The sequence below is a fragment of the Streptomyces sp. NPDC054794 genome, from assembly GCF_053611585.1.
Genome location: NZ_JBSHAQ010000133.1, coordinates 1 through 2,947, shown reverse-complemented (window position 1 = coordinate 2,947; position 2,947 = coordinate 1). Strand labels below are relative to the sequence as shown.

Annotated in this window: 2 protein-coding genes; one reads left to right on the top strand and one right to left on the bottom strand. The window is 68.1% G+C overall.

Annotated features, from left to right (window positions below; translation table 11 throughout):
* Window positions 1–21: 21 nt before the first annotated feature.
* Window positions 22–1,212 (bottom strand): IS110 family transposase, encoded by a 1,191-nt coding sequence (locus tag ACWGKT_RS48355; RefSeq protein WP_453278800.1) that lies wholly within the window; start codon window positions 1,210–1,212, stop codon window positions 22–24.
* A 312-nt stretch (window positions 1,213–1,524) separates the two neighbouring features.
* On the opposite strand from ACWGKT_RS48355, the gene ACWGKT_RS48350 reads away from it, so the two are divergent.
* The gene (locus ACWGKT_RS48350; protein ID WP_453278799.1) at window positions 1,525–2,769 is read left to right on the top strand and encodes an IS110 family transposase; all 1,245 of its coding nucleotides are present in this window, start codon (window positions 1,525–1,527) and stop codon (window positions 2,767–2,769) included.
* Window positions 2,770–2,947: the final 178 nt, after the last annotated feature.

Here is a 2,947-nt window from a genome sequence, read left to right as displayed (position 1 = left end):
CTACGACTCCCAATGAAGTTGTCAAGCCGCCTCGCTCACGGGTGGTGTGAGTTGGTAGCACCGTCCGTCGCGCAACAGGGCCCACAAGACGTTGACGCGTCGGCGGGCCAGGGCGAGCACAGCCTGGACGTGCCGTTTGCCCTCAGCGCGTTTGCGATCGTAGAAGCGGCGGGACTCCTCGCAGCAGCGGATGCTGATCAGCGCGGATGTGTAGAAGACCCGTTGCAGTCCGCGGTGGTAGCGGGCTGGGCGGTGCAGGTTGCCGCTGATGCGTCCGGAATCACGGGGTGCTGGGGCCAGGCCGGCGAAGCCCGCGAGTCGGTCCGGGGTGCCGAAGCGGGTCATGTCTGCGCTCGTGGCGGCCAGGAACTCGGCGCCGAGCAGGGGACCGATTCCGGGCAGGCTGGCGATCACTTCGGCCTGGTCGTGGCTGCGAAACCGTCCCTCGATGAGTTTGTCGATCTCGTTGATCTTCTCGTTGAGGGCCATCACCTCCTTCGCCAGGCCGTGCACCATCAGGGCGGTCATCGTCTCGCCGGGCAGGGCGGTGTGCTGGCGTTCGGCGGCCTCGACGGCGGCAGCCGCGAGGTCGGCCGCGCTTCGGACCTTGCGGTTGCGCAGCCAGGTCTCCAGCCGCTTGGCGCCGATGCGGCGCAGGGCGGCCGGGGTCTGGTAGCCGGTCAGCAGGACCAGCGGTCCGCGGTTGGTCATATCGAGCGCGCGTTCCAAGCCGGGAAAGATGCCCAGGAGTTGCTCGCGCAGCCGGTTGACGGCGCGGGTGCGGTCGGCGACCAGGTCGGCCCGCCGGGCGGTGAGGATCTTCAGCTCCGCGATGGCTTCCGCGTCGGGCCGGACCGGTTCCAGGTCGCGGCGCATCCGGGCCTGGTCGGCGATGATCGCCGCGTCCCGTGCGTCGGTCTTCCCTTGGCCTCGGTAGCCGGCTGTTGCCCGGTTGACGGCCAGTCCTGGCAGGTAGAACACAGGCTGGCCATGGTTGGCCAGGAGCCCCAGCAGCAGGACGGCACCACCGTGAGTGACGTCCACGGCCCAGGTCGTCTCGTGGCCGAGGTCCAGGACGTCAGCTATCAGGACGAGCAGCTCGGGTTCGTCGTTGGCCACCCGGCGGGACAGCAGGTGTCTGCCGTCTGTATCGATCACCACGCAGTGGTGATGCGTCTTGCCGATGTCCACCCCGGCCCATATGCGGCCCATTGCCCCTCCGGCGCTCGTGCTCGTCGTGTCCGCAGACGACCTCGCCGGCAGGTCCTTACACAGCGATCTGTTCGCAAATCCCAATCAGGAAGCCGGAGGTCCTGCGGTCCTCGCCCCGAGTGGGGGAAAATCGGGGCATGTCCGGCCGACGTCGTGGCCACTTGGCGTGTCCGAGCCCGTCAATCAGCAGGACGCTGGGGACCTGCTTGTCAGGCGCTCGGAAGTGTTGCCTCGAGCACGCGTATCAGCTTCTTTCGCCGTTCGGGTCCCCGCCGGACGCCCAGATCGGGTGGCGAGTGGAAGGAGCCGGCCGTGGACGTGGTCTATGAACGCTGCGCCGGGATCGACATCAGCAAGGCGGACGTGAAGGTGTGTATCCGGGTGCCGGGCCGGGGCAAGGGGACCCGGCGCCGCGGCGAGGTCCGTACGTTCCCGGCTCTGACGTCGGGGCTGCTGGAGATGCGGGACTGGCTGCTGGCCGAGGGGGTCACGGTGGTGGGGATGGAGGCCACCGGCTCGTACTGGAAGCCGGTGTTCTACCTGCTGGAGAACGACATGGACTGCTGGCTGCTCAATGCCCGTCATATGAAGGCCGTCCCGGGCCGCAAGACCGACGTGAAGGACTCCGAGTGGATCGCCAAGCTGGTCGAACACGGCCTGGTCCGCCCCTCGTTCGTGCCGCCGCGGCCGATCAGGCAGCTGCGTGACCTGACGCGGTATCGCACCGATGTGGTGCGCGAACGCGCCCGCGAGGCCCAGCGGTTGCAGAACCTGCTGGAGGACTGCGGGATCAAACTCACCTCGGTGGTGTCCGACTTCCTCGGTGTCTCCGGACGCCGGATGCTTGAGGCGCTGATCGGCGGCACGCGTGATCCGAAGATGCTGGCCGAACTGGCCGCCCCGAACCTCAGGACCCGGCGTGAGGTCCTGGTTGAGGCGCTGACCGGCTACTTCACCGACCACCACGCGTTCTTAGCACGGACCATGCTGGACCGGATCGACGAGGCCACCGCGATGGAACGACGTCTCAACGCCCGGATCGCCGAGCACGTCCGCCCGTTCCAGCGGCAGGTCGAGCTGCTGGCCACCGTCCCTGGGGTGAGCGCGCACACCGCCGAAGTGATCCTCGCCGAGATCGGTGCGGACATCACCCGCTTCCCCTCGGCCGGCCATCTCGCCTCGTGGGCGGGGCTGTGTCCGGGCAACTACGAGTCCGCGGGCAAGAGTCCTTCCGGCAGGACCCGGCCCGGGGACGCGTGGCTGAAGGGGGTGCTCGGCCAGGCCGCGATCTCGGCCTGCCGCACCAAGGACACCTATCTCGCCGCCCGCTACCGGCGCTTGGTCGGCCGCCGTGGCCGCCGCCGGGCCCTGGTCGCCCTGCAGCACTCGATCATCGTCTCGATCTGGCACATGTTCACCCACGACAAGGAGTACGCCGACCTCGGCGGTGACTACTTCCTCGAACGCACCGGCAAGACCCGAGCTACCCGCCGCCTCGTCAGCCAGCTCAACCACCTCGGCTACCAGGTCACCCTCCAACCCGTACAGGCCACATGAACTGCTGTGACCAGCACCGATGGGGGATTTTCGTATCAGCGGCCGAGTCGTCGCGGGGCGCGAGGCGGCCAGTCATAGGAAGCCACGGTCGGCAGACCACTGAAAGCCACACCTCACGCCCCTCGGATGCCCCAACCCTACGAATGGCTGGACCAAACCGATGACCAAGGTAAGGACC

Excerpts from the sequence above, each read along its gene's own strand:
- ACWGKT_RS48355 (WP_453278800.1), bottom strand. The coding sequence starts at position 1,212 with ATGGGCCGCATATGGGCCGGGGTGGACATCGGCAAGACGCATCACCAC.